The organism is Vibrio aphrogenes (genome assembly GCF_002157735.2).
Classification (GTDB): domain Bacteria; phylum Pseudomonadota; class Gammaproteobacteria; order Enterobacterales; family Vibrionaceae; genus Vibrio; species Vibrio aphrogenes.
The window spans coordinates 1,021,506-1,045,874 of the sequence record NZ_AP018689.1 but is presented as its reverse complement, the minus strand read 5'-3'; the positions used below and the strand labels follow the sequence as shown (position 1 = coordinate 1,045,874).

Sequence of the window (24,369 nt, the reverse complement as noted above, 5' to 3'; positions counted from 1 at the left end):
CTGCCACCTTAATCAAAATTCAAGCTGGCGTTTATGCTGGGTATCCACCGTCACAACCGCACTCATTCCTGCTCGTAACGTTGGCATATCCTCTTTCATTTCAAGTGAGATTCGAATTGGCAGACGTTGAGTTACTTTCACCCAATTTCCCGTTGCATTTTGTGCAGGGATCACCGAATACTCAGACCCTGTCGCAGGACTAATGCTTTTGACCTCTCCTTTCCAAGTATATCCCGGGGCATAGTCCACATGAATTTCAACCTGTTGACCCACTTGGACATTAGTCATTTCTTTTTCAGTAAAATTCGCCTCAATCCATAATTGTTTATCCGCGACCAACAACATCGTTGTACTATTTGAAGTAATATACTGACCATTCTCCAATACTTTGGACACCACACCATCATCAGGTGCGTAAACATTAACGTGTTCTAAATTATTATTAGCTTGGTCAAGTTGAGCTTTGGCTAATTGATATTTTGGATGCTGTTCAACGGGAGCAGAAGGATCACCACCAAGGCTTTCCGCCACTTGTTTTAACCCTTTCTGTAAAGCATTAATTTGCAATTCAAATAATAATGTTTTTTGATGAGCTGAATCATATTCAGCTTCTGAAGAGTATTTTTTATTACGTAAATCGTATTGACGTTTCTCTTCTATACGAGCGTAATCCAATTGACTTTTAGCAACTTCAATATTAGCGAGTTTACTTTGATATTCCGCTTTAAGAGTTTCTAAGCTAGTGCGAACATCACTGAGATTCGCTTGTGCTTGTGCCACTGCTATTTCATATGGTTTAGGGTCAATTTGCAGTAATAAATCACCTTTTTTCACATGCTGGTTTTCCACCACAGGAACATCAATAACTCGCCCAACGACTTCAGCATTAATAGGCGTTTTATCTGCTTTAACATAAGCATTATCTGTTTCAACATAACGGCCACTATTAAAGTAAACCACCAAACTAACGGCAATGATCAGAACAGGAATAATAAACAAAAGAATAAAACGTTTTGATTTAAATTTTGATTTTTTAACCAACGACTGGAAAGATTCTTCTTTCGTTGATGGGGTCACTTCATGAGCCATAATGTACCTAATTAATCTTGTAAAAAGTTACGATGTATATGTTCAAGCGTTTGAATAAACTGCTCACGCTGTTCTTCTGTTAATCCACTTAGCCCTTTCTGCCAAACCTTATTGCCAACGGATTTTACTGTTGTTAATCGAGTTTGAGCAGCTGGTAATAAATAGATTAAATAAGCTCGTCGATCAGCAGTGCTCGCACGGCGCTCAACCAATCCTTCTGCCACAAGCTGATCAATTAACCGAGCAACCGTCATAGCTTTGATCTCAAGAAGCTCAGCAAGCTCAACTTGTTTAATTCCCTCATGGCGGGCAATGGTGCTCAACATCTTTGCCTGAGCTAAAGTAATAGTGCCGATCTTGGGATCATTCTGAAATGTTTTGCGAACCAAACGCGATACATCAGACAATAAATAACCGACAGAACTTTTACTCATAATTCACCATAAAATACTCAGACAACATGCCTAAAACTAGAACTGAAATATAGTAAGCTTTACTTACTATTTTGGCAATAAATTACTATCCAAATGGATAGTAAAATTTTATCCTCTTGATATTTAAGGATTTAAAAATAAGAAAGGCCACCTCAACTTGAGGTAGCCTTGTTTTTTAGATAAGAAAATGTAACAGCTATCAGGCTTATCGATGTCTCTCTTTTAATTTATTGATCACATCATTAAATGACAGGCCTTGGTCTTGCAGCAGTACAAATAAGTGATAAATCAAATCGGCTGACTCACAGATCAATTCCTCCTTATCGCCCGACGTTGCCGCAAGCGCGACTTCAACGCCTTCTTCGCCGACTTTCTGCGAAATACGTTTCGTGCCACGAGCATAAAGGCTAGCGGTGTAAGACGATTCTGGGTCGGCACTCTTGCGGGCAGCCAATAATTGCTCAAGTTGATGAAGCCACACCAATTGAGTTTCCTCTTGCTGGTCAGCATCAAAGCAGGTGGTCGTGCCGGTATGACAGGTTGGCCCTATTGGGTTTACTTTAGCTAACAAGGTATCATTGTCACAATCTAAGCTAAGGTTCACCAGATTCAAGCTATTGCCTGATTCTTCGCCCTTGGTCCACAGACGCTGTTTAGTGCGAGAAAAGAAGGTCACTAAGCCTGTGTCTGCGGTTTTCTGCAGGGCATCGGCATTCATGTAACCCATCATTAAGACTTGGCTGGATTGATAATCTTGTACAATCACAGGCACTAGGCCGTCCACTTTGTCCCAATTAATTCGCTCAGAAATAGCCCTGACCTCTGACGCTTGAAACGTAGTTTGTGTTGTTACGGCTTCACTCATAAACGTATCTCCACGCCTTGTTGTTTTAGGTATTGTTTTAACTCACCAATATTGATGACTTGCTTATGAAACACGGAAGCAGCTAGCGCGCCATCTACATTAGCTTTTTGATAAGCCTCTTTAAAATGCACCATTTCACCAGCCCCTCCAGAGGCAATCAAAGGCACGTGACATACTTCACGCACCCTATTTAATTGCTCTAGGTCGTAACCATTACGTACGCCATCTTGGTTCATCATATTTAAAACGATCTCCCCAGCGCCGCGTTTTTGTACTTCTTGAACCCAATCACAGGTTTCCCATTGAGTGGCTTTGGTACGCTCTTCATCACCAGTAAATTGATACACTTGGTATTTACCAGTTTCTTTATCGTAGTAAGAATCGATGCCCACCACGATGCATTGCACGCCAAATTTATCAGCTAAATCGGTGATCAACTGAGGGGTTGCCAGCGCTGGAGAGTTAATCGATACTTTATCCGCACCAAACTCTAAAATGCGCGCCGCGTCTTCTGCCGATTTAATACCACCAGCCACGCAAAATGGAATATCAATCACTTCAGCAACCCGGGCCACCCAGCTTTTATCGACAACACGACCATCACTGGAGGCGGTAATATCATAAAAAACCAGCTCATCCGCCCCTTCTTCAGCATAACGCTGCGCTAAAGGAACGATATCACCAATGATTTCATGGTTACGAAATTGAACGCCTTTGACCACTTGTCCATCACGGACATCAAGACAAGGAATTATTCGCTTTGCCAACATGAGAATGCCTCCTCTGCGGTAAATTTACCATCTAACAACGCTCGGCCAACAATCACGCCAGCAACGCCCGTTCCTTTTAATGCCGCGATATCATCAAGGCTACCGATGCCACCTGATGATTGAAATTGCACTTGTGGGTATTGCTTACATAAATCCACATACAATTCGACATTAGAACCGGCTAATGTGCCATCACGAGAAATATCGGTACACAGAACATGTTTGAGCCCAACCGTGAGGTAATCATCAATCAAGGCCTCAATGGTGACACCAGAATCTTCTTGCCAACCTGAAATCGCCACTTTGCGCACGCCTTGCTCATCAATATTAATATCTAAAGCTAAGACAATTTTTTCTGCGCCGTACTTTTCCATCCATCCTTTGACCAACTCAGGTTGTTTTACCGCGGTTGAGCCGACCACCACACGCTGTGCGCCCGCTTCTAATAAGTCCACCACGTCTTGCTCACTGCGTACTCCACCACCAATTTGAATATTGGCTGGCGTACTGGCCAGTAATTTAGCAATCAAGTCTAATTGACGAGCTGTGGTATCTTTTGCGCCAGTTAAATCGACTAAGTGCAGCCAATTCGCCCCGGCTTGGTGATACAAATTAAATTGCTCTGCAGGGTCAACTTTATATTCTGTTTTTTGTCCGTAATCGCCTTGAAATAAACGAACCACTTGTCCATCAATTAAATCCAATGCAGGAATAATCATTTTTTAATCCTTTACTCTTATCCGTTCAATTCAAGAAAATTTTGAATCAATTTTGAGCCCGCTTTTGACGAACGCTCTGGGTGAAATTGCACCCCATAATAATTGCCACTTTGTAGTGCTGCGGTAAATGGATTACCGTAATCACAACGAGCAATGGTGTACTCACCAACGGGCATCGCGTAACTGTGTACAAAGTAAAAATAACTGTCTTCAGAAATATCTTTAAATAACGGATGCCCATCCACTGGCTGTACGGTATTCCATCCCATGTGTGGTAACGGCAGATCGCCAGTTTCCATTAAACGAACTTCACCATCACATAAGCCTAAACAATGGACTTCTTCATTACCTTGCTGGCCTTTTTCTTCGGATAATTTACCCAGTAGTTGCATACCCAAACAAATGCCAAGTAATGGTTTCTCAACCTTTTTCACTAAATCAATTAGGTCACGGTCTTCTAAATTCTTCATCGCCTCTGAAGCCGTACCCACGCCCGGTAGGAACAATTTATCAGCTGCTAGTACAATGCTTGGATCTTTAGAAATCGTGACTTGATAGCCAAGACGCTCTATCGCAAACCGTACTGAAGAGACATTGGCACAACCGGTATCAATAATCACAACTTTTTGCGCAGTAGAGGATAACGTGTTTGTCATTACAACACTCCTTTACTGCTTGGCAGTTCATTACCTTCCACTTTAATCGCTTGGCGTAAAGTACGTCCAAAGGCTTTAAATAAGCTTTCAATAATGTGGTGATCATTATCGCCCGTTGATGATAAATGTAATGTACAGGCTAAGGTATCGGTTAACGAGCGGAAGAAGTGCACCACCATTTCGGTAGAGAGCTCACCGACTTGTTCGCGACTGAACTGCGCATCGAACTTCAAATATGGACGGCCAGATAAATCCAAACCACATTGTGCTAAACATTCGTCCATTGGCAGGCTAAAGCCAAAGCGGCCAATACCACGCTTGTCGCCTAAAGCTTCTTTTAGAGCTTGACCTAACGCTAACGCGGTATCTTCAATGGTGTGGTGATCGTCAATATGTAAATCGCCATCGACTTTTGCAATCATTTGAAAGCCACCATGCGTAGCAATTTGATCGAGCATGTGATCAAAAAAGCCCATGCCGGTTGAGATCTGATTGCCACCTTGTTCATCTAAATTGACTCGAATAGTAATGTCGGTTTCTTTGGTGGTCCGCACGACTTCCGCAATGCGAGGCTGAGTAGTAAGGTCTTTCAAGATATCCAACCAAGTCATGGTTTGCGGATGATATTGAATGCCGCGAATCGCCATGTTTTCCGCTAATTGCAAATCGGTTACACGGTCGCCAATCACCGCTGAGGTTTTAAAATCTACTTTGCCTTGTTGTAAGTAGTCTTTCACTAAGCCCAGTTTTGGCTTACGGCAAGAGCAATTGTCGGCATCAAAGTGTGGACAAATCAGTACCTCATCAAACTTAACGCCTTGCGAAGTAAAAATGTCCATCATCATATTATGTGGTGCGTCAAAATCGGCTTGTGGGTAGCTGTCAGTGCCCAAACCATCTTGGTTGGTGACCATCACTAAGCGATAGCCTGCATCTTGCAGTTTCAATAAAACAGGAATGACATTGGGTTCGAATTTCAGTTTATCCAAACGATCAACTTGAAAATCTACCGGAGGCTCGACAATTAAGGTGCCATCACGGTCAATAAAAAGAATTTTTTGGCTCACATTGCTTTCCTTTTCTGAGCAGCCGCCATAACAAATTTGGCGGCTTAAATCTTATTGCAGTGTATTACGGATGAAACTCAGTGTTTTTTCACACTCGTCACGGTTCCCAATACTGATACGTACGCAGTCCTTGATTGGTGAATTACGCAAGATAATGCCGTTATCCCAGGCCGCTTTAAAGACCGCATCTCCATCGGCAAATTTGACTAATAAATAATTTCCCCAACCATCATATACCGTCACGCCCTCAAGCATACCTAACCCAGCCTGTAAGTAAGAACGATTAGCGCTGATGTCGAGCACTTGATATTTCATGCGAGCCAACCCAGCTTCAGACAAAGCTTGAACAGCAATATCGGCCACAGGAATAGGCACAGGGTATGGCGCAATCACTTTCAATAACACATTGATCAAAGCTTCATTGGCTAAGGTAAAGCCACAACGTAACCCTGCTAAGGCAAAGGCTTTTGACATGGTACGTAAAATCGCCAGGTTTGGATATTGTGCTAACAAATCAACCGTTGAAGCTTCGGGGCAAAAATCAATATAGGCTTCATCCATTACCACGATAGCTCGGTCTTTGGTCATTTCTAGCAAAGACACGATGTCATCTCGGTTCACCAGATTGCCCGTTGGGTTATTCGGACTACACACAAATACGAGTTTGACATTCGCTAAACTGGCTTCGATGGTTGGTAGATCAAGCTGCCAATCTGATGTTAATGGAACAACTTTTCGTTCAACACCAATTGTTTCTGCACTGATCGCGTACATGCCATAGGTCGGAGGGCAATATAAAATCGCATCTTGATTCGGCTCACAAAACGCGCGAATCAATAGCTCAATCCCTTCGTCTGCACCACGAGAGGTTAAGACTTGTTCCGGCTTTAACCCTGCGTAAGCTGCATAGCTTTCAATCAAAGCTTTAGGCTGACATTCACTATAACGATTTAACCGAGTGTATGAGGTTTTGTATTCATTATCATATGGGGATTCGTTGGCATTAAGCCACACATCCCCAGAGCCACCAATTCGACGAGCGGACAAATAAGGTGTCAACGCTTGTACTTGTTTGCGTGCTAACTTCTCCATGTTGACCCCTTTTTTATTCACATTGTTGATTTAATTTATCAATACGAATGGTCACGGCACGTTTATGCGCATCTAACCCTTCTGCTTCTGCCATAGTCACGACCGTTGGTGCAAGGCCTTTCAACCCATCTTTGGTGAGTTCTTGCACTGTCATACGTTTCGAGAAATCGGCCAGGCCTAAGCTTGAGTAGGTACGGGTATACCCGTAAGTTGGCAGAACATGGTTAGTGCCTGAGGCATAATCACCCACCGATTCTGGTGACCATTGACCGAGGAAAATCGAACCAGCATTATCCAAAAGCGGCAACAACTCACGAGGATTCTTAGTTTGAACAATTAAGTGCTCGGGGCCATAAAAGTTCGAAATCGATACACATTGTGTGAGTGATTCGGTTATCACAATCAAGCTCGAACCCAATGCCTTTTCCGCGATATCACTGCGAGATAATAGCTTCAACTGTTTTTGCACCGCTTCGGCTACTTGATCGGCAATCATCGGCGAAGGCGTCAATAAAACAACTTGAGAATCAGGACCGTGCTCGGCTTGAGATAAGAGATCGGCCGCGACAAAATCTGCATCAGCCGTTTCATCCGCAATCACTAATACTTCCGAAGGCCCTGCTGGCATATCAATGGCTGCACCACGGAAATCATTGCTCACTTGGCGCTTCGCTTCGGTCACAAAGGCATTACCTGGACCGAAAATTTTATCAACTTTGGCGACAGTTTCTGTGCCGTACGCCATTGCAGCAACAGCTTGCGCACCACCAACGTTATACACTTCATCGATGTTACACAGCTTGGCAACATATAATATCTCATCAGCAATCGGTGGTGGGGAGCACAAGACCACTTTACGACAACCCGCAATCTGCGCTGGCACTCCTAGCATCAATACGGTTGATGGTAATGGCGCACTACCACCAGGAATATATAAACCAACTTTATTAATAGCGCGAGTCACTAACTCACACACCACACCCGGTTGAGTTTCCACACTAAGCGGTTGTGCTTGTTGCGCTTTATGGAAAGTAGAAATATTTTTGTATGCTTGCTCTAACGCTTGTTTCATTTCATCAGACAATCGAGAAGCTGCTTGCTCGATGGCGTCTTGTGAAACCCGAATAGAATCGGGCTGCACTTTATCAAATTTTGCGGTTAATGCTTGTAAGGCCGCATCCCCTTCTTGTTGAACTTGAGTTAATACTTCGCTCACAATCGCCGTAATATTCGCGCCATCACTGATTGCTGGACGCTCAAGTACTGCACTTTGCTGCTCTTCACTTAATGATTGCCAAACCACCGTTTTCATCGTCTTACTCCATCATTTTTTCAATAGGCAGAACAAGAATGGAACTCGCACCTAATGCTTTTAAGCCTTCCATGGTTTCCCAGAATAAGTTTTCAGTACTGACTAGGTGAACCGCTACACGATTTTTTTCTTGAGATAATGGCAACACCGTAGGATCTTCAGCCCCTGGAAGCAGTTGTTTCACTTGCTCAAGCTTATCACTTGGTGCATGTAGCATGATGTATTTCGACTCTTTTGCTTGAATCACACCTTGCATGCGGGTTAATAATTTATCGATAAGGACAGTTTGTTCATTGGAGAACTCACCGTTACGTTGAATCAGTGTAGCCTTAGAGCGGAAAATCACTTCCACTTCTTTTAAGCCATTCGCTTCCAACGTTGCGCCAGTTGACACCAAATCTGCAATCGCATCAGCCAAACCTGCACGGGGGGCGACTTCCACCGAACCGGTTAGCATACAGGTACTAAAGTTAATGCCTTGCTCATCCATGTAGCTTTTTAATAAATGTGGGTAGGTCGTGGCGATGCGTTTTCCAGCTAAATCTTGTGGGCCACGGTAAGTTTCATCTTTATCAATAGCAATCGATAGGCGACAACCACCAAAGTCTAAGCGGCGCAATGTCGTAAATTCACAAGGTGAACCTTCCGCTTTACGATCCAAACGTACTTCTTCCAGCTCGTTTTCACCAATAAAACCAAGATCGACAACTCCATCCATAATTAAACCTGGGATATCATCATCACGAACTAACAATAAATCTAATGGCATATTTTCTGAATGCACCACTAAACGCTCACCCGCAATATTGAATTTCACACCACACTTTTTGAGTAAATCTTGGCATTCTTTACTCAAGCGACCTTTTTTCTGAATGGCAATTCGAAGACGTTTATTTTGCATTTTTCTATCCCTGTTTTATAACTTTGATTCAATAAACACTCAAAATGAAATTGAGTATTCAATGTTAAGGTCCCTAAATGAAAAAACCCCCGGAGAGAAAACTCTTCCGAGGGTTTGAATCTTGTCACTGATTCAGCGCCGGAAGAGATATCTTCCGGATGCACACACTCACCCGCAAGATATTACAGGATGATGGTGATGATGAATGTTCATATCAAATGTGCGCATGTATTTTCACTTTCTCAATCAGTTTCTATAGCTTCACACTAACTAAGCTGATGATAATTTTCAACCCTTTATTTTAATTATTTTTAAATTTCAGCCTAAGTGATAACAAGATGAAATCAAGAGCAAAAAAAAACCGAGCATAGGCACGCTCAGCTTTTCAATACTTCATCAACATTAATCATTAATATCAATCATTAAGCACAGGCTTTTTTCATTTTAGACTTTGAAACTATCGACATAGCAATACACACCACAATGAAGGCTATCGTGGCGGCGCTAAAGCCCATTGTCGATGAATCAGTTATCCCTAAAACAATAAAACCAACACAAGAAACAAGAGCAGTAGCTAAAGCATAAGGCAATTGTGTAGCAACGTGATCAATATGATTACAGCGCGCACCAGTCGACGATAAAATCGTAGTATCTGAAATTGGTGAGCAATGATCACCAAATACTGAACCAGCTAATACTGCACTCAACATCGGTAACATCAAAGCAAGATCGGTCGCTCCAGCTAGATCTCCAGCAATCGGCAACATGATACCAAACGTACCCCAAGAGGTGCCGGTCGAAAAAGCCATAACACCAGACAAAAGAAAGAGTAAGACAGGCAGCAAATGTACGTCGATATTACCTTCAACTAGAGTAGATAAATAAGCACCAGTACCAATATCTTTAATCACCGCGCCAATGGTCCATGCAAACGCAAGAATCCAAATTGCGCCAAACATAGATTTCGCACCAATCCACAGTGTCATTAGAATATCTTTTAACGGAATATTTTGTTTAAACACTGTCGCTAATGCACAACCAAGACCAATTATTGCGCCATAAAATAAAGATTGACCAACATTCGTGTTTTCAAATGCTTTTAAAATAGAAAAAGACTGACCACTTTCGGATAACGCTTGTGCTCCCGAATTAATCATGAAATAGATTGTGGCTGCGATTAAAGCAATAATAGGAATAATTAAATAAGAGACAGAACCGTTTTTACTTTCATTAATTTCCGATTCTTCACTCAAATCAATCGCATTTTCATCTTTATCATCTTTTTTACCTTGGGTAGCTGAAATTTCATGACGTCGCATTGATCCAATATTTAAATCAAACCAAACAACAGCAAATACCATGACTAAAGCAAAAATAGCATAATAATTCATAGGAACTAAACGCATATAGGCACCCAGAGCAGAATATTCGGTAATACCATGAGATATTAATATACCGCTCACTACGGTCATTATATAAGCCCCCCAACTGGAGGCTGGCATAATGACACACATTGGTGCTGCGGTAGAATCTAAGATATAGGCTAATTTAGAACGAGACACCATAAAGCGATCTGTAACCGGCCGAGAGATCGCCCCTACTGCTAAGCTGTTAAAGTAGTCATCAATAAAGATAAACACCCCTAACCATGCAGCTAATAACTTAGCCCCACGTTTACTTTTAATACGCTTTTGGGCCCAATCTGCAAAAGCATAAGTACCGCCAGACAAGGTCAATAATGCTGTCATCATTCCGAGCAGAATAAGGAAAAGTAGGATAAAAATGCTGCCCCAATTCAACTGACCATCACTTGCAAAAACACCAATCACTGTTGAGCTGGTATAGCTCACGGTATCAAGCAAAGAAAAGTTCGTCAGTAGTAACGCTCCAAGGATGATCCCTAAACCCAATGACAATAAAACACGTCTGGTCAAGACCGCCATGGTAAGGGCAAGGGCCGGTGGCAAGAGCGCCGCGGCAGAAGAAGTATAATCAATTAAATTCATGATCAAATAAACCAAAATTGGTTAGAGATCTACTGCAGAAAGGATATTGTTGAAGAAATCGATCGTAAAACAATAAAAAATCTTGTTGATAAACGTTGAAAGTCATTACTTTCATAGGTCTACAGTAGCGCTCCATAGCTGAAAAAAACCACACATTGACCTAAACACATCAATATGCAAACTATGGCAGTGTTACACTTATTCAATGTAACCCCAGCGAGTGGCTTTGATAAACCGTAACCAACTAATAGCACCAGTTAGCGCTCACTTCGGCAATATTTCCTTTCCTACACTCTCACTGGCATCACCCTAAAGTGTATTACTATTAAATACTGCACCTCTACATCAGACTAAAACATTCACCTTGTAAATCGCTAACTCACAGCCTATTTACAAAGGGTTCTAGCAAGATTTGGGTCATTGTAATGATGAAAAATCAAATGGCAAGATAAATGTCGAATATGATTTTTTATTGGAACTTATTTTAATCAACTTGGTCCTATAAAACTGATTAATTTATATGTTAATTAACATCAATAATGTTGATGTTAAAAATCAAATATCAACCGTAAATTTTAAATAATATAAATATATTTTTGACTAAAAAAGATATCGAATATAAAATTAGTTAAATTTTGCTTATAAGCATATTATTACTGAATCAATTTAGGCAATTTATCGTAAGGGATCCCATATGTCGGAAATCAAAAAATCAGCGCTTTTAAATATTCGTAGTCTTCGTGCATTCACTCGCGACGAATTTACATTACAGGAAGTAGAAGAGTTACTTGAAAAACTCACTATTGTTGTCGAAGAAAGAAAAGAAATTGAAGAAAAAGAATTAGCAGAACAAGCAGAACGTGAAGCGAAACTTGCTGAATATGCTCAAATGATCGCAAAAGATGGTATTGATTTAGAAGAATTAATTGCGGCAATGAATGGTACTGATGCAAAAACAAAAACACGTAAAAAGCGTCAACCACGTCCAGCAAAATATGAATACATGTTAGACGGTGAGCGTAAAACTTGGACTGGCCAAGGTCGTACCCCTTCAGCTATCCAAGAAGCGTTAGATGCCGGTAAATCAATCGATGATTTCCTAATCAAGTAATGATTCATTATTAACAAATGAAAATAAAAATGGAGTCTCTTGTGACTCCATTTTTTATTCAAATGACTTAAATAAACACCATTACCTTTCCCAATAAGCCTCTTCTAAACTGTCTTCTTTTTCTGGCAATCCACGTGAAAGTCGTGGTGAGTGCTGAGCTAATACCTCATAGCTAACCCGATTGGCGTATTTGCACACTTGTGAAAACGAGGAATAGGTTAAAAATGGATATTCATGCTTACTTGAATTAGGAATGTTTTCTTTATGATATTTATTCGCAGCCATATCATGCAATATTGCCGCTAATGCCGCATCACCTGCCCCATTCGTATTCTTAATCTTTTCTGGCCCACCCATATAAGGGGCAATATGTGAGTAAACTTTGATCGGTTGTTTACATTGGCTACGTATTGTTGGACGACTGAATTCATATTGATTGAACTCTGCAATGGCACCGGGTAACAAAGGCAAGCTAGTTTGACGTTTAGCTTCATTCTCAGTATATCCAGCCATGTATAAACCCACAGGGCCTGCTGTACATAACACTAAATCAACCCAACTTAACGCCATATCAGAAGCTAATAACGGGTCATGTTCCCCGGTTAATGCTTCAGCTTCTTCTTCATTCATGGCTAATACCGACACATTATCTTGTATAAACTGTCGCCAATAATCAGGGTCATCTTGAATCACAAATTTAGTACCCAAGGTCAGTACCACAGGTACGTTATATTTCTTCGCATATTCAATCGCTTTCATTGTCGCATCTGGCATAGGATCGCCTGGTTTACATCGGACAAGATAGGCAGTCAGCACTAAAGCGGAAGCATTTTCAAAAATCGATTCAGGAATAGAGCTTGGCAATAATTGATTCATTTTACCTTCGCTAATCGCAAAAGTTCGCTCACCATTCTCACTTATCAATGCAAAACAACGTCCAATCGCACCCTCTACGCCTTGTAGATAATTTAAATCCATACGGCTTGATGTATTACACAAATATCGATATCCATAACTACCAATCTTAATATTATTACTCATCACTCCTAATAAGGTTGATTTATCATCAGCAAGCACAGAGTAATTGTGTAACGTATTGCCAATCGTTCCACCAGCAAACTCATCGGAAATTAAGTCAAATTGCTTTAATTCGTTATAAAGTGCTTCTGCTTTATCATCATCAATCACTAACGAATGACCTTTACTCAATTGATATTTTTCGAGAAACTCATCGCTGACTTTAGCTTCAATATCCACCAAAGTTTGATCGATCCCAATAATATGAGTAAGTGACATTTGTTTGCTTTCTTGCGCTTGGCTGACTAAAGGATCACGAGCATCAACAGGAAAGTAATGTTTAGATTTACGTTGGCCGGGGAATTTCATTTTAATCGTATAAGTTATGAACAGGGAAGTGAATTGTAGACATCTATTTTCATTACATCAATATAACAATTGATAGCAACCGTTTGCTGGGAGGAAATAAAAAAACCCAGCGATTAAACTGGGTTTTTGTGTAATTTCTATTAGGATTAAAGAATATTACCAGTAGAAACGAGCACCTAAGCCAACATTATATTGGTCATCTGCAGAAGAAGGAGAAATTGCTGTACCTTCTGCACCACCAGCACCGTAACCTAATGTATCACCATCTAAGTATGCAACTTCTAGGTATACGCGAGCCCAATCAGTTAAGAAGTAATCTGAGCCCACATAAACAACAGTTGAATCTTTTAGCTCAATAGCATCTGAATCATGAGTAGTTAATTCATAACCTGCATAAGCTGTTGCATTATCAGCCCACTCATAAGTTGCGGCTAAAGAATAACCATTTTCTTCTACTGAAATATTCGTTGCATTTTCAGTCTCTAGCTTAGCGTAATAATATGTAAAGCCAATCACACCTTTACCATAATTATATTCAGCAGTTGCTTGACCATAAGAGTTCTTTAAAGAAACACCAGTATTGTTGCCAGCACTATCTAGAATATCTTCTGAACGGTTATAACCACCACCAATGTGAAGATTTAAATCACCAAGTGAAGTACCAACGAACAATTCACCAAGCTCTTGGTTGTCACCATTATTTGGTAGACCATAGTCCGCTTGCAACCAGAAGTTATCCGCTTCGAAAACATACTTAACCATTGCATCGTTAACTGCATCTGAAATCGTCCAGTAACGAAGTGCAGAACCACCGTAGAAGTATGAGTAATCAGCACCATAAATATCATCAGAAATAGTAAATTGTTTACCAAATTTGATAGTACCGAAATCACCCGAAAGACCAAAAATGTGTTGACGGACGTACATGTCGCTATCTTCATCAACAGATACTTCTACAAGGCCCAGAACAGACAGATTATCATTAACTTTATATGAACCATCGATACCTGTACGAGATGAACCAGAGCTTAGTTCTGGGTTTTTATCTTCAACATCATTCCACTTTAGCTCAGTACGAAGTTGACCATAAAAGTTAACTGAAGCGTCATCTGTTTTATAGATTTCAGCAGCATTCGCTGCACCTGTAAATGCGGCTGCTGTAACAGCAAGCGCTAAAAGCGATTTTTTCATAATAATCCACTGCCTTTTATTAAATTGAAATTCCCTTTGGGATTCCTTTCTTTTTTATTTGTTACTTCCGAGCTGCCTGCTCATAAGTAGTACATCTGATTCGCACACAAAGATTGCTATAAGTTCCCCAAAACTGTCAAATTAAATAAAAAAATGTAAAGCGCATCAAAAAAAATTCATATAATCATTTAATTTCAATGACTTATATTAATTAAATTTCTTAAGAAAACCCTAATAAAACAAGAAAACTCATACTCAAACACTTAATCTAAAAGCTAAAAAGCAGTCTATAAAACTAAAAAAATATAAATTTAACGTTTATAAAACATAAAAATAGCTAATTTTACAGAATAAAACCCCAAAACGAACACAAATCATACAATCGTCATGCTGAGCTGGTATTTATGCATTAATTTGTGACTTTGATCTTATTTTTAATGACAAGAGTTTTACGATAGGATGAATTTTAAGCAGTAATAGATTCAAATGAACTTGTAGGTAAAAAGGCTCAATCCTTAATATTTGTAAAAATACCCAGCCATTTATAGAAGAAATCAAAGATTACTTAGTTAAACCACTGTGATAATATCCAGTTGTTCAACTATGAGATCTCAGCATGCTATCAACCAATATCCAAAAAGCCATCAAACAAAGTTATCAGAACCTTTCTCAACAACTTGACGGTTTTATTCCTCGTCGAGCGCAAAATTACTTGGTCGCTGAAATCGCAAAAACCTTGGCCGGTAATTACCATAAATCTAACCGTATTATCGTTGCCGAAGCTGGCACTGGAATTGGTAAATCTTTGGCTTATCTCATGGCTTCTGTCCCTTTTGCACAATTTAGCGATAAGAAGATCATTATTTCGACGGCAACCGTGGCCTTACAAGAGCAGTTAATTCATAAAGATATGCCTTTATATCGAAGATTAGTTGAGACGCCATTTTCATTTATTCTAGCGAAAGGTCGTCAACGTTATTGCTGTGCTGAAAAGTTGATGCTGGCATCAGGCATACAACAAGATGGTCAACAAATAGCCATGTTTGAATCTAAGCCTCAGAAACAAGATATCAAGCTGCTTAATGACCTTTATCAAGCCTTCTCAAGCGATAAGTGGGATGGCGATCGAGACAGTTGGCCTGACACTATTTCAGATGAAATTTGGAAAATCATTGTCAGTGATAAACACAGTTGTAATAACTCAATGCCTTCTCATCGCGATTGCCCATTTCAAAAAGCACGCGCTGATTTAGATAAAGCTGATGTCATTATTGCTAATCACAGTTTAGTGATGGCTGATGCCGACCTAGGTGGCGGCGTTATCTTACCTGAACCGGAACAAAGTATTTATATTTTCGATGAAGCACACCACCTACCTAATGTGGCTCGTGAACATGCCTCAGCTTCTGCCAGTTTAAAAGGGGCTGCTAGCTGGTTAGAGAGTTTGAATAAAGGTGTGATAAAAATCGCTAATTTAACAGATGCAAAGCGTAGCTCCCGATTTCGAAATGAATTACAAGATGCGATTCAACAACTGATCCCAGCTTTAAATCAGTTGAGTAAACAACTGGCACATAACGAATTTAAAGAGAAAATCTATCGCTTCCAACACGGAGAGCTACCATCGTGGTTAGAAGAAGAGTCCAAAAACTTAAAGCAGCTCAGTAAAAAAGCCTATCAGGCCATGAATAAAATTGCCGATCTTATCTCAGAACGAGTGAAGGACGGAGAGCTCTCATCTCGATTAGCTGAGCCGGTATTAACAGAAGCTGGGTTTTACCTACAACGATTAGAAAACTTGTCTAAAGTGTGGCACTTAATGGCGGAACCTAATCATGATAAAGGGGCCCCTCTTGCCCGCTGGCTAGAAATTAGCCCAGAACGGGAAGATGACTATATTATCAGCGTCTCACCTTTAGAGGTGGGGTGGCAACTTGATCGCCAACTTTGGAGCCGCTGCGCTGGAGCCGTGCTCGTCTCTGCCACGATGCGCGCACTAAATTCCTTTCAATATTTTGCTATTCAAGCCGGTATTAGCCAAAAGCAAGAAGATGCAACGCAATTTTTAGCACTCTCTTCGCCTTTTAATTATGCTGAGAATGCTGAGTTATTAGTTCCAAAAATCAAATATGAACCACAGCACCCTGATTTTACTGGCTATTTAGCGAAAATTTTGCCCGATTATATTGAACTTGGAAAAGCGAATTTAGTGCTATTTTCTTCCTATTGGCAAATGAACCAAGTGGCAGAGAAGATTGCTAGCTTGGCCACTCAAGCTAAATGGAATTTACAAATACAAGGCAAAGCATCACGCACCGAAATACTCAATAAACACCGTGCCTATTGTCAGTTCAAGCAAACCAGCGTGATATTTGGAACAGGGAGCTTTTCAGAAGGCTTAGATCTTCCAGGTAACCTATTGGAAAACCTCATTATTACCAAAATACCATTTGGCGTTCCCACCTCTCCTGTTGAAGAGGCGCATTCTGAATATATTGAACAGCGTGGCGGTAATCCGTTTTTACAAGTTTCAGTACCAGAAGCGAGTAAAAAATTAATTCAATCGGTCGGACGTTTACTGCGTAAAGAGCAGGATTCTGGTAGAGTCGTGATTCTTGATCGCAGGCTGGTCACTAAACGTTATGGTAAATCACTTTTAGACTCACTACCGCCTTTTGCTCGTAAAATTGAATATTGATTCTAATTCTTGCTATCAATGCAAACGATGGATGATAAGAATTAGCGCTAAAGAAGAAGAATTTATATGGAAATGTTAGACCCAACGATGATGATCATTCTGGGCTGCGTTGCTTTTGCTGCGGGTTTTATTGATGCGGTAGCCGGTGGTGGCGGTATGCTGACCGTCCCGGCTTTGCTCTCGATTGGCCTCCCTCCCCACCTTGCCTTGGGGACAAATAAGCTATCTGCCACCTTTGCGTCTTCAACGGCGGCTTTTACCTATTATAAAAAGCAGTTATTTACTCCTGCCTTTTGGTATCGATCTTTTATCGCCACCTTAATTGGGGCTATTGCAGGCACACTGATTGTCAATGTCATTAGTACCGATTGGTTAGAGAAGCTATTACCCCTGATCATCCTAGCTACCGCTATTTATACGATTTTTCATCAAGCCCCGAAAGATAATCATTCGATGATGCCAACTTTCGATAAGAAAACTCATAAAAAACAAATTATTCAAGGATTCACTCTTGGTCTTTATGACGGAGCCATTGGTCCTGGTACTGGGGCATTTTGGACGGTTAGCAATATGGCTTTATATCGCATGAATATATTGCTCTCTTCTGGCGTCGCAAAAGCCATGAATTTTACCAGTAACTTCACCTCTCTAGTGACGTTTGCCATTTTAGGCCATATCAATTGGGTATTGGGCTTAACTATGGGGCTATGCTTAATGGCAGGGGCATATGTCGGGGCTCATTCAGCGATTCGCTTTGGCGCAGCATTTATTCGCCCTGTATTTATTATTGTGGTTAGCGTAATGGCCTTGAAACTGGCTTATGAAGCTTGGCTATAATCATCTTGAAGAACCGAGGTAAACCATGAGTCATTTCCAAGAGATAGCCAATAAATTAGAAACCCTGTCCCAACAAGCGGCACAGCGTGATAGGTACAAAGGTGAGCATCATCAACCTTTATTTGATGAACATTTATTTCGTTGTCGTGCTCGCTTATTAGTTCCTTGTGTCTCAGAAGCAAAATCGACTTATGAAAGTATCATCCGCGAACAACAAGCTAAACGCTTAACGCAATTAAGAGCAGAACATTTAACTCAACGACTCATCGCGCAGTTGGAGGCAATTCAACGTGAATTAGCCACTACAAAGATTCGTCATAATGAAATTAAGCACAGCAGCCATTATCGTAAGCCCATCAGTGAGCTGTACCAAGACTTATCCCAGCACCAAGAATGGGAAATCCGCTTAAAAGATTTGGTTTTACAAAAAACGCGTCATGTTGAACAATGCAGTAGTTTTGAACGAGCCAAGGCACAACAAGACCTGTTAGTAACTGAACAACGTTTAGAACGTTGCCAAGCCGCAAAATTAAAAATAGAAAAACAAATTACCTTTAGAGAAAGGCATAACCCAAGTAATGACTACGAATAAAACAACTTCCAGCCCGCTCGATAATGCGCCCGATGACATCAAACTCGCCGTGGATTTGATTTATTTACTCGAATCCAATCACATTGATCCGCGTATAGCGTTAAATGCATTAAAGATTGTAGAAGACGATTTAAGAAAAAAAATAGCCCAACAATAACGATCAGCAATAAAGCCAACTAAGATACTCGCTTTACTCACGCTAGCTAAGACTAAAACAAAGACAATTTCGCCTCTCATTACCAGATGTAACAAGAGGCGAAAATAGAAAGGCTATTTTTAATTATGAATGACGTAAAGCCTCAATACGCTTATCTAGCGGCGGATGGCTCATCAATAATTCCATCATCGTACGCTTACCATTGATACCAAAAGCCATCATTGACCCTTCCAATTGAGGTTCATGACTCATTTTTAAACGCTCTAAGGCCGCAATCATCTTATGTTTGCCCACTAAGTCCGCTGCGCCTGCATCTGCGTGGAACTCACGATGGCGGCTATACCACATGGTAATAAAGCTAGCTAAGAAACCAAACACTAATTCCAGCACCATCGAAATCAAGAAATAACTCATCATATTCGTGCCGCCACCCTCTTCATTATCACGAGAGCTCACCATATTCGCGATCGCACGAGATAAGAAAATAACAAAGGTATTCACCACACCTTGCATCAGGGTCATGGTCACCATATCACCATTTGAAATATGACTGACTTCATGTGCTAAAACAGCTTCAGCTTCATCTCGTGTCATGTTATGCAATAAACCAGTAGAAACCGCCACTAAAGAATCATCACGTTTCGCTCCTGTTGCAAACGCATTGATATCCGGAGAATCATAAATAGCGACTGTCGGCATCCCTATACCAACTTGTTGTGCTTGTCGGCTCACTGTTTCAACAAGCCAATGCTCCATTTCATTTCGAGGTGTTTCGATAACTTGGCCACCAACAGAACGCAGCGCCATTTTCTTAGACATAAGCAATGAAATGAATGAACCACCAAAACCAAATATGGCCGCCATGACTAACAAACCAGACAAACTGCCCGGTTGCATCCCGGTTACGGCATACACAATATTTAAAACAACACTTAGCACCAAAACCACCGCTAAGTTGGTTGCTAAAAATAACATCACTCGCTTCATTCTTTTATCTCCAATGAGAAACTTATCATTATCGGTTTTATCCCATCAAATCTGATGACATGAATAGTTAAGCCACTTTACAGCTAGGCTCTATCCTATAAGTATATTCTTTCATTTTAACTTCAAGGTTAAGCGATAAATTGCAACATTTAATGTCCTTCTAAATTTATCAAGTATTCTCCTCAGCGCTTACCCTGTCGTACCTGCTGATTATAAAGCGTGATCTGACTCACGTGTTAGCACTTCGTTATAATCAACCCAAGCAACTGAATTTCATCATGAATACAGATAAAATCACTCACGGTAGCCTCTTCTTAATACTTTGGTCGTATTGCCCAGTTCCAATCAGCAGACTAAGTTAGCTGCATTTAGTGCATTCATAAGGATATCGGCATGGCAGATAAAGAAAACTATCAAATGGCGATCGATTTACTCTCGTACCATTTAGGCTTATCAGAAGAAGAAGCCAAAGAAAGATTAGGGCTGAAAGAAAAACAGGCAGAAGCCTCTAACAAATTAATCCCAGAGACAACGACGAATCATTAATCACAAACTCAACAAGTACGATTTCATTCACAGATATTACTTTGGAGAAATAGCCGGGCATCCTCTTAGCGGTCAATTCAATTGCTGAGGTCCGGCTTTTTTGTGGAATACGATGCGACCTTTCATTTGGGGTCATAAATAAAGGCGTTAGAACTTATCTCCCCACTATGATTGGTATAAATATTTACGGTATTAAATCAAGCGACTCAGTCAGAAGAGCGAGATCCAAATATTGTTCAAGTGACGAGAGTTGCTCATGACGTAAATACGGGATAACACCTAAAAGTGGTATTGGTAAATGTTGCTCCAAAAACGCAATATTATCGTCAATATCGTTAAACTCTGGATCCACACAATTGGCTACCCAGCCAAGCAGTTTTACTCCATCCTTTTTAATTGACTCATACGTTAATAATGCATGATTTAAACATCCCAAACGAACCCCGACAACCACAATAACGGGGATCTTTTCTTGCCGCACCCAATCCGATAAAAAACCTTGTTCTGATATAGGAACACGCCAACCACCTGCGCCTTCAATGATCGTGATCTCTGCTGACGCTGAATGTTTCAATAAGGCTCGATTCAGAGCTTGGACATCAATATTAATGCCTTCTGCTTGAGCAGCAATATGAGGCGAGCTAGGTATGGGTAAAGCGTATGGGTTGACATCCTGATAGCTCAGCTCAACATTAGCGGCCTGTTGCAGCGCCAGTGCATCTTCATTCCCCCAAACACCATTATGATACTCGCAACCAGCTGCAATCGGTTTAAATCCCGACACGCGATGCTTCATTTTTCTTAATGCGCTCATTAAAGTCGTGGAAACCAGCGTTTTTCCTATTTCAGTATCAGTACCCGTTATAAATATCTTTTTATTCATCGTTGCAATACTCCGAAACCAACCTGATAAGTGGCCGGTAATAAATTATTTTCAGCCTTAATATCTTGATATGCCTTCTCGACTTGCTTTAATCGCTGTGGGGTGGTTAACCCTTGCCCGCGCCCAGCTCCATGAGTCGCGCCAATCCCTTTAAGATCTTTCATTAGCGCCAAAGCCGATGAATACCAACAGGTTATCGCTTGTTGCTCAAAGAACTTTTGCTGTGCTTGCAAGCTGGCTATCGCTTGTTGAATTTGTTGATATGGCTGAAAATGGTTAATATGTTGGTAAGTTGAACCCACTTGCTGCCAAGCTGATTTTAATTCGTTTAGTGAACCCTCTAACAACGTTGACCACAGCAACACCCCTTGAGGTTTTATTTTTAATAAAAGCTTAGGGATTAAATCATCGATATCTTCGCACCACTGCAAGGCTAAATTGGAAAAAATGACATCCACATCAGTGATAAAATCAGGCAACTTTTCAGCATCTGCTTGTAAGTATTGAACCGATAACCCTGCACAACGCGCGCGGCATCGCTCCAGCATGGCCGCAGAAATATCTATCGCCAACACCTCTGCACCTCGTAAGGCTAAGGCGTGGGTAAAATAGCCGGTTCCACAACCTAAGTCGACTAGCCGCCATCCTGTTAAATCTTCCGGCAAATGACTAAGCAGCACGCGCCCAACTTGACGTTGAAAGCGTGCATGTTGGTCATAATGCTTAGCGGCCTTGCTAAAAGCTTGTGCAACTCCCTCTTTGTATTCTGAGGCAACTTTAGCCATGAGCCTTCTCCTGCTGGGAAGCAATAAGCTGAGAATTGCCTCTCTCACCGTAAAATCGCTGCAAAGCCTGACTAAGCCGCTCAATATCGTGCTTACTATGAGTTGCATTTAAGGTGATGCGTAGTCGGGCTGCATTCGCCGTGACGGTTGGTGGCCGAATAGCTCCGACCCATAAATCTTGTTGTTTAAGCTCATCCGATAACGCCAAAGCATCTTCACTACGGCCACAGATCCACGGTTTTATCGTGGTTTGAGTCGCCCGGTAATGGGGCATCTTACCCACTTTGTCTTGGAAATAAGCGGATAACTCAGCTAATTTCTCTCGACGCCATTTTTGTTGTTGTACCATGTTAATCGAATGATTAAGCGCATACGCTTGTGCCGGCGGCATGGCGGTGGAATACACATAATGTCGTGCAAACTGAGTAAGATATTCACCCGTTGCTTGATCGCATAAAATCGCGGCGCCACTGATCCCAAGTGCTTTACCAAAGGTGACGACTAACAGCGTTGGTTTAATCCCTGTTACTTCAACCGTGCCTCCACCAAACTCACCAAGCACCCCAAGTCCATGTGCATCATCTAAAGCTAACCATGCTTGCTGTGATTGAGCCAATGTCATCAATTGCAGTACCGGGGCTTGATCGCCATCCATACTGAAAACCCCTTCACTGATGATCAGCTTAGCGACTTGTTTTGTACTCACCTTGGTCAGCTTTTTATGCAAATCATCCAAATCATTGTGCTTAAAACGTACCATCTCAGTTGGGGATAATAACCCTGCTTCTATGAGTGAGGCATGATTCAGTTTATCTTGCAGCAGCAAGTCACCTTGTTTTAATAACGTAAATATCAACGCTTGATTGGCACTGAATCCTGAACTCAACAATATCGCGCTGGGATAGCCTAACCACTCACATAAACGAGCTTTTAGATCGGCATGAGCTTGAGTGGTTCCCGTAACGACCGGAGAGGCTCCACTGCCACAACCATAGAGGCTCAACCCTTGCTGCCAAACTGAAATTAACTCTTTATCTTGCGCTAATCCCAAATAATCATTACTGGAAAAATTGACTAAAGGCTGCTCTAAATGGCTATGTGTGAGAAGTTGACCTTGGCGAAAGATCTCCGTATGCCGTAATAGACCTTGCTCTTGTCGCCTTGATAACGCTTGCTTTACTCTTTGCTCAAAAATCATTGCTTCAGCGAGCCTCATAGAATAAATCGGCTTTCGAAGGGCGAGACGCCATGTTAGTTATCACTTTATTGAGTAACTCAGAAGCTTGTTCTTCATCTGGCTTTTGCACATTTTGCTGATGATTAATGCCTAATTTATTGAACAGTTGTAAGTCAGAATCTTCCTCAGGGTTTGGCGTGGTGAGCAATTTACAACCATAAAAAATAGAATTCGCTCCTGCCATGAAGCATAACGCTTGCATTTGCTCATTCATGTTTTCACGACCAGCAGAAAGACGCACCGCCGACTGTGGCATCATGATTCGAGCCACCGCAATTAAGCGAATAAAATCAAAAGGCTCAACATCATCTACCTCCTCCATTGGCGTTCCTTTTACCTTCACTAACATGTTGATGGGCACACTTTCAGGATGAACAGGTAAATTTGCTAATTCTACTAATAAACCCGCTCGATCCGTCACAGACTCTCCCATTCCAATAATGCCACCAGAGCAGATTTTCATGCCGGCTTGTCTGACATGTGACAGCGTATTGAGACGATCTTGATACGTTCGGGTAGTAATGATGTTGCCGTAAAATTCCGGTGAGGTATCAAGATTATGGTTGTAATAATCTAACCCTGCTGCCGATAATTGCTGCGCTTGGCTTGCGCTCAACATGCCTAAAGTCATACAGGTTTCTAAGCCGAGTTTTTTGACACCTTTCACCATGTCTAAAAGGTAAGGCATATCTCGAGATTTTGGATTTTTCCAAGCTGCGCCCATACAAAACCGTGTCGAGCCTGATTGCTTTGCCTTTTGAGCAGCATCCAGCACTCGCTCAACTTCCATGAGTCTTTCTTTTTCAACATCCGTTCGATAATGGGCACTTTGAGGGCAATATTTACAATCTTCCGGACAAGCACCAGTTTTAATAGAAAGCAAAGTACTGACTTGAACTTGATTGGTAGGATGACATTGCCGATGAACGAGCTGTGCCTCAAACAATAAATCCATAAAGGGTTTTTCTAACAGTTCATGCACTTGAGATACGGTCCAGTTATGTCTTAGTTCCACACTATTTCCTTTCATCATGGTTATCAGGGCTTG

General features: G+C 41.2%; 24 protein-coding genes, 1 riboswitch and 1 other annotated feature. Of the genes, 6 read left to right on the top strand and 18 right to left on the bottom strand.

The window, feature by feature from the left end; translation table 11 throughout:
- Nucleotides 1-12: 12 nt before the first annotated feature.
- The 11 genes from VCA1004_RS04795 to VCA1004_RS04745 all read right to left on the bottom strand — a co-directional run bounded on the left by VCA1004_RS04795 (nucleotide 13) and on the right by VCA1004_RS04745 (nucleotide 10,911).
- Complete coding sequence (locus tag VCA1004_RS04795; protein ID WP_086984524.1) at nucleotides 13-1,089, bottom strand: HlyD family secretion protein; 1,077 nt, start codon at nucleotides 1,087-1,089, stop codon at nucleotides 13-15.
- 11 nt (nucleotides 1,090-1,100) lie between these two features.
- The gene (locus VCA1004_RS04790) at nucleotides 1,101-1,523 is read right to left on the bottom strand and encodes a MarR family winged helix-turn-helix transcriptional regulator (RefSeq protein ID WP_086984525.1); all 423 of its coding nucleotides are present in this window, start codon (nucleotides 1,521-1,523) and stop codon (nucleotides 1,101-1,103) included.
- A gap of 205 nt (nucleotides 1,524-1,728) precedes the next feature.
- A complete protein-coding gene (hisIE, locus tag VCA1004_RS04785; RefSeq protein WP_086984526.1) occupies nucleotides 1,729-2,388 on the bottom strand; it encodes a bifunctional phosphoribosyl-AMP cyclohydrolase/phosphoribosyl-ATP diphosphatase HisIE in 660 nt (219 codons plus the stop codon).
- Nucleotides 2,385-3,158, bottom strand: a complete 774-nt coding sequence (gene hisF, locus VCA1004_RS04780) for an imidazole glycerol phosphate synthase subunit HisF (protein ID WP_086984527.1) — start codon at nucleotides 3,156-3,158, stop codon at nucleotides 2,385-2,387. The genes hisIE and hisF overlap by 4 nt, the downstream gene beginning before the upstream one ends.
- Nucleotides 3,140-3,877 (bottom strand): 1-(5-phosphoribosyl)-5-[(5-phosphoribosylamino)methylideneamino]imidazole-4-carboxamide isomerase, encoded by a 738-nt coding sequence (hisA, locus tag VCA1004_RS04775; protein ID WP_086984528.1) that lies wholly within the window; start codon nucleotides 3,875-3,877, stop codon nucleotides 3,140-3,142. The genes hisF and hisA overlap by 19 nt, the downstream gene beginning before the upstream one ends.
- A 17-nt stretch (nucleotides 3,878-3,894) precedes the next feature.
- A complete protein-coding gene (gene hisH / locus VCA1004_RS04770; protein ID WP_086984529.1) occupies nucleotides 3,895-4,533 on the bottom strand; it encodes an imidazole glycerol phosphate synthase subunit HisH in 639 nt (212 codons plus the stop codon).
- On the bottom strand, nucleotides 4,533-5,600 hold the full coding sequence (gene hisB / locus VCA1004_RS04765; protein WP_086984530.1) for a bifunctional histidinol-phosphatase/imidazoleglycerol-phosphate dehydratase HisB: 1,068 nt from the start codon (nucleotides 5,598-5,600) through the stop codon (nucleotides 4,533-4,535). Before hisB ends, hisH begins: the two co-directional genes overlap by 1 nt.
- A 51-nt stretch (nucleotides 5,601-5,651) precedes the next feature.
- Nucleotides 5,652-6,692 carry a histidinol-phosphate transaminase gene (gene hisC, locus VCA1004_RS04760; RefSeq protein ID WP_086984531.1) on the bottom strand — a complete coding sequence of 347 codons (1,041 nt, stop codon included), beginning with the start codon at nucleotides 6,690-6,692 and terminating at the stop codon, nucleotides 5,652-5,654.
- A 13-nt stretch (nucleotides 6,693-6,705) separates the two neighbouring features.
- On the bottom strand, nucleotides 6,706-8,004 hold the full coding sequence (gene hisD, locus VCA1004_RS04755; RefSeq protein WP_086984532.1) for a histidinol dehydrogenase: 1,299 nt from the start codon (nucleotides 8,002-8,004) through the stop codon (nucleotides 6,706-6,708).
- 4 nt (nucleotides 8,005-8,008) lie between these two features.
- Nucleotides 8,009-8,905, bottom strand: a complete 897-nt coding sequence (gene hisG, locus VCA1004_RS04750) for an ATP phosphoribosyltransferase (protein ID WP_086984533.1) — start codon at nucleotides 8,903-8,905, stop codon at nucleotides 8,009-8,011.
- Nucleotides 8,906-8,982: 77 nt separating this feature from the next.
- Nucleotides 8,983-9,110 (bottom strand) — a sequence feature (His leader region).
- A gap of 217 nt (nucleotides 9,111-9,327) precedes the next feature.
- Nucleotides 9,328-10,911 carry a Na+/H+ antiporter NhaC family protein gene (locus VCA1004_RS04745; protein ID WP_086984534.1) on the bottom strand — a complete coding sequence of 528 codons (1,584 nt, stop codon included), beginning with the start codon at nucleotides 10,909-10,911 and terminating at the stop codon, nucleotides 9,328-9,330.
- 117 nt (nucleotides 10,912-11,028) lie between these two features.
- Nucleotides 11,029-11,262, bottom strand: a riboswitch (Lysine riboswitch).
- A 343-nt stretch (nucleotides 11,263-11,605) separates the two neighbouring features.
- Here VCA1004_RS04745 and VCA1004_RS04740 point away from each other — a divergent pair.
- Nucleotides 11,606-12,022, top strand: a complete 417-nt coding sequence (locus tag VCA1004_RS04740; RefSeq protein ID WP_086984535.1) for an H-NS family histone-like protein — start codon at nucleotides 11,606-11,608, stop codon at nucleotides 12,020-12,022.
- Nucleotides 12,023-12,103: 81 nt separating this feature from the next.
- On the opposite strand, the gene VCA1004_RS04735 is transcribed toward VCA1004_RS04740, so the two are convergent.
- A complete protein-coding gene (locus VCA1004_RS04735) occupies nucleotides 12,104-13,408 on the bottom strand; it encodes an inosine/guanosine kinase (RefSeq protein ID WP_086984536.1) in 1,305 nt (434 codons plus the stop codon).
- 156 nt (nucleotides 13,409-13,564) lie between these two features.
- On the bottom strand, nucleotides 13,565-14,599 hold the full coding sequence (locus VCA1004_RS04730) for a porin (RefSeq protein WP_086984537.1): 1,035 nt from the start codon (nucleotides 14,597-14,599) through the stop codon (nucleotides 13,565-13,567).
- A 616-nt stretch (nucleotides 14,600-15,215) separates the two neighbouring features.
- Here VCA1004_RS04730 and dinG point away from each other — a divergent pair.
- The 4 genes from dinG (at nucleotide 15,216) to rsmS (ending at nucleotide 18,883) form a co-directional block, all read left to right on the top strand.
- The gene (gene dinG / locus VCA1004_RS04725) at nucleotides 15,216-17,297 is read left to right on the top strand and encodes an ATP-dependent DNA helicase DinG (RefSeq protein ID WP_086984538.1); all 2,082 of its coding nucleotides are present in this window, start codon (nucleotides 15,216-15,218) and stop codon (nucleotides 17,295-17,297) included.
- Nucleotides 17,298-17,363: 66 nt separating this feature from the next.
- On the top strand, nucleotides 17,364-18,134 hold the full coding sequence (locus VCA1004_RS04720) for a sulfite exporter TauE/SafE family protein (RefSeq protein ID WP_086984539.1): 771 nt from the start codon (nucleotides 17,364-17,366) through the stop codon (nucleotides 18,132-18,134).
- Between the two features lie 25 nt (nucleotides 18,135-18,159).
- On the top strand, nucleotides 18,160-18,726 hold the full coding sequence (locus VCA1004_RS04715) for a primosomal replication protein (RefSeq protein WP_086984540.1): 567 nt from the start codon (nucleotides 18,160-18,162) through the stop codon (nucleotides 18,724-18,726).
- A complete protein-coding gene (rsmS, locus tag VCA1004_RS04710) occupies nucleotides 18,713-18,883 on the top strand; it encodes a pleiotropic regulatory protein RsmS (RefSeq protein WP_086984541.1) in 171 nt (56 codons plus the stop codon). The genes VCA1004_RS04715 and rsmS overlap by 14 nt, the downstream gene beginning before the upstream one ends.
- A 123-nt stretch (nucleotides 18,884-19,006) precedes the next feature.
- Here rsmS and htpX read toward each other — a convergent pair whose 3' ends face one another.
- Nucleotides 19,007-19,870 (bottom strand): protease HtpX, encoded by an 864-nt coding sequence (gene htpX, locus VCA1004_RS04705; RefSeq protein ID WP_086984542.1) that lies wholly within the window; start codon nucleotides 19,868-19,870, stop codon nucleotides 19,007-19,009.
- Nucleotides 19,871-20,263: 393 nt separating this feature from the next.
- Here htpX and VCA1004_RS15185 point away from each other — a divergent pair, with 393 nt between their 5' ends.
- Nucleotides 20,264-20,416 carry a hypothetical protein gene (locus VCA1004_RS15185; protein WP_164520826.1) on the top strand — a complete coding sequence of 51 codons (153 nt, stop codon included), beginning with the start codon at nucleotides 20,264-20,266 and terminating at the stop codon, nucleotides 20,414-20,416.
- 184 nt (nucleotides 20,417-20,600) lie between these two features.
- On the opposite strand, the gene bioD is transcribed toward VCA1004_RS15185, so the two are convergent.
- The 4 genes from bioD to bioB are packed head-to-tail and all read right to left on the bottom strand — an operon-like array spanning nucleotide 20,601 to nucleotide 24,336.
- Nucleotides 20,601-21,299, bottom strand: a complete 699-nt coding sequence (gene bioD, locus VCA1004_RS04700; RefSeq protein ID WP_086984543.1) for a dethiobiotin synthase — start codon at nucleotides 21,297-21,299, stop codon at nucleotides 20,601-20,603.
- Nucleotides 21,296-22,084, bottom strand: a complete 789-nt coding sequence (gene bioC, locus VCA1004_RS04695) for a malonyl-ACP O-methyltransferase BioC (RefSeq protein WP_086984544.1) — start codon at nucleotides 22,082-22,084, stop codon at nucleotides 21,296-21,298. The genes bioD and bioC overlap by 4 nt, the downstream gene beginning before the upstream one ends.
- Entirely contained in the window at nucleotides 22,077-23,282 is a 1,206-nt protein-coding gene (gene bioF, locus VCA1004_RS04690; RefSeq protein ID WP_086984545.1) for an 8-amino-7-oxononanoate synthase, read from the bottom strand. Before bioF ends, bioC begins: the two co-directional genes overlap by 8 nt.
- Before the next feature lie 4 nt (nucleotides 23,283-23,286).
- On the bottom strand, nucleotides 23,287-24,336 hold the full coding sequence (bioB, locus tag VCA1004_RS04685; RefSeq protein ID WP_086984546.1) for a biotin synthase BioB: 1,050 nt from the start codon (nucleotides 24,334-24,336) through the stop codon (nucleotides 23,287-23,289).
- Nucleotides 24,337-24,369 lie beyond the last annotated feature (33 nt).

What these genes read in the sequence shown, in the direction of transcription:
- hisD (WP_086984532.1), bottom strand. Translation starts at nt 8,004, where the DNA reads ATGAAAACGGTGGTTTGGCAATCATTAAGTGAAGAGCAGCAAAGTGCA.
- hisA (WP_086984528.1), bottom strand. Translation starts at nt 3,877, where the DNA reads ATGATTATTCCTGCATTGGATTTAATTGATGGACAAGTGGTTCGTTTA.
- hisH (WP_086984529.1), bottom strand. Translation starts at nt 4,533, where the DNA reads ATGACAAACACGTTATCCTCTACTGCGCAAAAAGTTGTGATTATTGAT.
- bioF (WP_086984545.1), bottom strand. Translation starts at nt 23,282, where the DNA reads ATGATTTTTGAGCAAAGAGTAAAGCAAGCGTTATCAAGGCGACAAGAG.
- VCA1004_RS04795 (WP_086984524.1), bottom strand. Translation starts at nt 1,089, where the DNA reads ATGGCTCATGAAGTGACCCCATCAACGAAAGAAGAATCTTTCCAGTCG.
- rsmS (WP_086984541.1), top strand. Translation starts at nt 18,713, where the DNA reads ATGACTACGAATAAAACAACTTCCAGCCCGCTCGATAATGCGCCCGAT.
- bioD (WP_086984543.1), bottom strand. Translation starts at nt 21,299, where the DNA reads ATGAATAAAAAGATATTTATAACGGGTACTGATACTGAAATAGGAAAA.
- VCA1004_RS04720 (WP_086984539.1), top strand. Translation starts at nt 17,364, where the DNA reads ATGGAAATGTTAGACCCAACGATGATGATCATTCTGGGCTGCGTTGCT.
- hisG (WP_086984533.1), bottom strand. Translation starts at nt 8,905, where the DNA reads ATGCAAAATAAACGTCTTCGAATTGCCATTCAGAAAAAAGGTCGCTTG.
- VCA1004_RS04740 (WP_086984535.1), top strand. Translation starts at nt 11,606, where the DNA reads ATGTCGGAAATCAAAAAATCAGCGCTTTTAAATATTCGTAGTCTTCGT.
- VCA1004_RS04715 (WP_086984540.1), top strand. Translation starts at nt 18,160, where the DNA reads ATGAGTCATTTCCAAGAGATAGCCAATAAATTAGAAACCCTGTCCCAA.
- hisC (WP_086984531.1), bottom strand. Translation starts at nt 6,692, where the DNA reads ATGGAGAAGTTAGCACGCAAACAAGTACAAGCGTTGACACCTTATTTG.
- VCA1004_RS04790 (WP_086984525.1), bottom strand. Translation starts at nt 1,523, where the DNA reads ATGAGTAAAAGTTCTGTCGGTTATTTATTGTCTGATGTATCGCGTTTG.
- VCA1004_RS04735 (WP_086984536.1), bottom strand. Translation starts at nt 13,408, where the DNA reads ATGAAATTCCCCGGCCAACGTAAATCTAAACATTACTTTCCTGTTGAT.
- VCA1004_RS04730 (WP_086984537.1), bottom strand. Translation starts at nt 14,599, where the DNA reads ATGAAAAAATCGCTTTTAGCGCTTGCTGTTACAGCAGCCGCATTTACA.
- dinG (WP_086984538.1), top strand. Translation starts at nt 15,216, where the DNA reads ATGCTATCAACCAATATCCAAAAAGCCATCAAACAAAGTTATCAGAAC.
- htpX (WP_086984542.1), bottom strand. Translation starts at nt 19,870, where the DNA reads ATGAAGCGAGTGATGTTATTTTTAGCAACCAACTTAGCGGTGGTTTTG.
- VCA1004_RS15185 (WP_164520826.1), top strand. Translation starts at nt 20,264, where the DNA reads ATGGCAGATAAAGAAAACTATCAAATGGCGATCGATTTACTCTCGTAC.
- VCA1004_RS04745 (WP_086984534.1), bottom strand. Translation starts at nt 10,911, where the DNA reads ATGAATTTAATTGATTATACTTCTTCTGCCGCGGCGCTCTTGCCACCG.
- hisF (WP_086984527.1), bottom strand. Translation starts at nt 3,158, where the DNA reads ATGTTGGCAAAGCGAATAATTCCTTGTCTTGATGTCCGTGATGGACAA.
- hisIE (WP_086984526.1), bottom strand. Translation starts at nt 2,388, where the DNA reads ATGAGTGAAGCCGTAACAACACAAACTACGTTTCAAGCGTCAGAGGTC.
- bioC (WP_086984544.1), bottom strand. Translation starts at nt 22,084, where the DNA reads ATGGCTAAAGTTGCCTCAGAATACAAAGAGGGAGTTGCACAAGCTTTT.